We start from the raw sequence: 3,904 nt of genomic DNA, 5'->3' as shown, positions 1-3,904 counted from the left end.
GACGCCGACGACCCGTTCGTGCGGCAGGCGCTGCAGAGCATCGCGGACGGCACCGACGCCGAAGAGCTGCGCATCGTGCTCGAGGACGAGATCGCCTCGACCGCGGCGCGCAACCGCACGGCGTCGCGCTTCTTCGCCACGCTCGGCGGCTACGCCCCTACCGTGGGCATCATCGGCACCGTCGTGTCGCTGACGCACGTGCTCGAGAAGCTCGACACCCCCGACACGCTCGGCCCGATGATCGCCAGCGCGTTCGTCGCCACGCTGTGGGGCCTGCTGTCGGCGAACTTCATGTGGCTGCCGATCGGCAACCGGCTGCAGCGTCTCGGCGAGCTGGAGCTCGAGCGCATGACGCTCGTCATGGAGGGGATGCTCGCGGTGCAGGCCGGCAGCCCGCCTCACCACGTCGGCGAACGCCTGCAGGCCCTCGTCGCCGACCGGCCCGCCAAGCGTGCGGACAAGCGCCAGAGCGCTCCGGCACCGGAGACCGCGGACGCATGAGCACGCGCCGCGCAGGGCGCCGCCGCGGCGCCGCCGATCACTCCTCCGGGGGCCATGACGGCCCGGACGAGCGGTGGATGGCGTCCTACCTCGACATGGTGACGGTGCTGATGTGCCTGTTCATCGTGCTGTTCGCGATGTCGAGCGTCGACCAGCAGAAGTTCGACGCGCTGCGCGACTCTCTCGCCACCGGCTTCGGTCAGGAGCCCAGCGAGGACATCGACTTCTCGGGGCTCGTGCTGCCGCCCGAGCTGCGCGCGGAGGATGTCGGTCACGCGGCGAACGTCGACGCGGATCTGCTGGCCGCCCGGGCCGAGCTCGACGATCTCGAGGACCTGCGCGCGCGGCTCGAGGGCGCGCTCGATGCCAAGGGGCTCAACGGCACGGCGGAGTTCACGATCGACGACCGCGGTCTCACGGTCGGACTCATCGGCGCGGAGACGTTCTTCGCCACCAACAGCACCGATCTCAGCGCGAAGGCCGTCGCGGTGCTCGACGCGCTGGGACCGGTGCTCCAGGAGGTCCCGAACGACATCTCGGTCGAGGGGCACGCCGACCGCCGTGACCCGGCCGCACCGTTCCCCACCAACTGGGAGCTGTCGTCCGGCCGCGCGACGCAGGTCCTCCGTCACCTCGTCGAGGTCAATCGCCTGCGCGGCGACCACGTGCAGGCCGTGGGCTTCGGCTCGACCCGCCCGATCGCCGACGGCGAGGACGACGAGGCCCTCGCCCGCAACCGCCGCGTCGACATCGTCGTGCTCTCCGACGCCGAGGAGGAGGTGCGCGCCCTCATCCCCGAGCTGATGACCGACGACACGCACTCCTGACCGGCCCCTTTCCCGGTCGCCTTACGCGCGCCCTCCCCCGCCCGATAGTCGGGTTCGTGGTGATCGAGGAGCGCGCGGACCGCGCCGTGGCGACGCGGGACGCACCCGTCGTCGAGGTGTACGACTTCGGTCGCGCCGCCACGCTGGCCCGCGAGCACGCGCGAACGCTCGAGCTGTCCTTCGAGACGTTCGCGCGGCAGTGGGCGACCCAGCTGACCGACAAGATCCGCGTTCGCGCGCACGTCGGCCTCGAGCAGGTGTCGATGCTGACCTACGCGGAGTACGCCGACTCGCTGCCGCCCACCACCGCGATCGTCGTGTGCGCACCGGCGGGAGCGGACACGAGCGACGCGAGCAGCATCGTGCAGTTCCCGCTGTCGGCCGCGCTGTCGTGGATCGTGCAGCTCGTCGGCGGACGACCGGTCGACATCACCGAGGAGCGCGCCCTCACGCCCATCGAGCAGGCGCTGATCCGGTATCTCATGACGGATGCGCTGGAGAACCTCGGCCACGCCCTGGGCGGCCTCCTGCCCCGCGGCCTCACGGTCTCCGGGATCCAGTACAGCCCGGCCTTCGCGCAGCTCGCCTCGGCGGGCGATCTCGTGATCGTCGCACGCTTCTCGATGCGGTTCGGCGAGCGCGTGGTGCCGGCGAGCGTGATGCTGCGCGCCGCGCCGGTGCTCGAGCGGCTCACGAGCGCGACGCCGACCGCACCGGTCGACAACGCCCCGGCGCTCATCCGCCGTCGGATCGAGGAGACGCCGGTCGAGCTGTCCCTCCGTCTCGCGCCGCGCGCCGTGCGGCCCAGCGACGTCCTCGGCCTGTCGGTCGGCGACGTCCTGCGCTTCCCGCACGCACACGACCGTCCCCTCGACCTCGTCAGCGGCGACGTCCCGGTCGCGACCGCCGCCGTCGGCACGAGCGGTGCGCGCCTCGCCTGCGTGATCACGTCCATCAGCGCGTCCGGCTCGGCAGAAGCCGACGCCGCGGATCCCATCCCCGAGGAGCTCAGGTGACCCCCACCGCACACGAGTCCGCCGTCGCCGCCGCGTTCGCGTCGCGGATGCCCACGGCCGCCGAGATCAGCGCACGCGCCTCGCACGCCTCCGGGGACACGGGCGACGCCGTGATCGCCTCGTACGTCGGCGAGACGAGCGCCGAGCTGGCGGCGCTGATCCTGGACCCCACGTCCCTCGCGGACGGCGTGCCGGACGCATCACTCGTGGACCGCCTGCACGACGCGATCGACGCGGCCGCCGCCACGCTGGGACCCGGCGTGCTCGGCGACGTGAGCATCGGCGACGCATCCGCGCTGTTCTCCCACCCTCAGGCGCAGATCTTCGACCTGCAGGACGAGACGGGCCGCACGGTGGGACGCCTCGCCGTGCGGGTGACCCGCACGGCGGACGCGGGGCAGCTGTCCTCCCGTCGCCTGCAGCGGATCGCCGGGGTCGAGATGGACCTGACGGTCGAGATCGGACGCACCCGCATGGCGGTGCGCGACGTGCTCGATCTCACACCCGGCCGGATCGTGGAACTCGACCGGTCGGCCGGCGCACCCGCCGACATCAAGCTCAACGGGCGTCTCATCGCGCACGGCGAGATCGTCGTCGTCGACCAGGACTACGCGGTGCGGATCACGCGCATCCTCGAGAACGCCGAGGTCTGAGCTGGACGATCTGCTGCTCGCCCTGCGCGTCGCGGTCTCGCTCGCGGCGGTGCTCGGCGTGCTCTGGTACCTGCAGCGCCGGCTGACGCGCGGCGGTGTCGCGCGACGCCGCCGGGACGAGGGCATCACCGTGATCTCCCGGCAGGCCCTCGGCGGCAAGGCGCAGCTGGTCGTCGTGGAGGTCGAGGGCACGCGCTACGTGCTCGGCGTCAGCGAGCAGGGCGTCTCGGTGGTCGACCGCGTCCGGTCGCCGCACCGCATCGAGGCGGGCACGCCGCGTGCCGCGGGCAGCGATGTCGTCGGCGGCTTCGAGCGGCTGCTCGCGGCCGCGGCCGACGACGCGGCGTCGTCCGCTTCCGCCCGCGCTGAGGGCGCCCCGGTGCCGGCCGCTCCGCTGCGGCGGGATCGCCGCACGGTGGCCCCGCAGACGGACCCGCTGCACGGCTCGATCCTGTCGCCCGACACCTGGCGTCAGACCGCCCGCGCACTCCGCCGCGTCCGGTGAGAGGACGCGCGCGATGAGGGAACGCCCGCGCCTCGCGCCGCCGCGCGCGGTCCGCGCGCGCGGCCCGCGCGAGGGCGGCGCGCAGGACGTCGCGACCCGCGCCGCGGTGGTCCTCGCCCTGGCGGCGCTGGTGGGCGTGACGCTGATGCTGCTGTCGCCCGCGCTGGCGCACGCGGCCCCCGTGCCGCCCACCGACCCCGTCGCCCCCACGCCCGTCCCGACGCCCACGCAGAGCGAGGGCGTGACGGTCGAGATCAACGGCGTCAACGGGTCGCCGTCGGCGTCGGTCCTGACGCTGCTGGGCATCACGCTGCTGTCGGTCGCCCCCGCGGTGCTGCTCATGATGTCGTCGTTCACGAAGATCTTCGTGGTGCTCGCGATGACCCGCAACGCGCTCTCGCT

Annotated in this window: 5 protein-coding genes and 1 pseudogene; all 6 read left to right on the top strand. The window is 73.2% G+C overall.

Annotation, left to right across the window (positions count from 1 at the left end; translation table 11 throughout):
- Nucleotides 1–501, top strand: a 501-nt coding sequence (locus RIF89_RS11895) for a MotA/TolQ/ExbB proton channel family protein (RefSeq protein ID WP_309069320.1), incomplete at its 5' end; no start/stop codon positions are given.
- A complete protein-coding gene (locus tag RIF89_RS11890) occupies nt 498–1,328 on the top strand; it encodes a flagellar motor protein MotB (RefSeq protein ID WP_309069319.1) in 831 nt (276 codons plus the stop codon). The genes RIF89_RS11895 and RIF89_RS11890, both read left to right, overlap by 4 nt.
- 56 nt (nt 1,329–1,384) lie before the next feature.
- Nucleotides 1,385–2,344 (top strand): flagellar motor switch protein FliM, encoded by a 960-nt coding sequence (locus RIF89_RS11885; protein WP_309069318.1) that lies wholly within the window; start codon nt 1,385–1,387, stop codon nt 2,342–2,344.
- Entirely contained in the window at nt 2,341–2,997 is a 657-nt protein-coding gene (fliN, locus tag RIF89_RS11880; RefSeq protein WP_309069317.1) for a flagellar motor switch protein FliN, read from the top strand. Before RIF89_RS11885 ends, fliN begins: the two co-directional genes overlap by 4 nt.
- A gap of 49 nt (nt 2,998–3,046) precedes the next feature.
- Nucleotides 3,047–3,502 carry a flagellar biosynthetic protein FliO gene (locus RIF89_RS11875; RefSeq protein WP_309069316.1) on the top strand — a complete coding sequence of 152 codons (456 nt, stop codon included), beginning with the start codon at nt 3,047–3,049 and terminating at the stop codon, nt 3,500–3,502.
- 13 nt (nt 3,503–3,515) lie between these two features.
- Nucleotides 3,516–3,904 (top strand): annotated as a pseudogene (locus RIF89_RS11870) (hypothetical protein); the annotation flags it as partial.

Origin of the sequence: Microbacterium sp., assembly GCF_031178525.1 — a bacterium.
Lineage (GTDB): Bacteria > Actinomycetota > Actinomycetes > Actinomycetales > Microbacteriaceae > Microbacterium.
This window is presented reverse-complemented; position numbering and strand designations above follow the sequence as displayed.

What these genes read in the sequence shown, in the direction of transcription:
- RIF89_RS11890 (WP_309069319.1), top strand. Translation starts at nt 498, where the DNA reads ATGAGCACGCGCCGCGCAGGGCGCCGCCGCGGCGCCGCCGATCACTCC.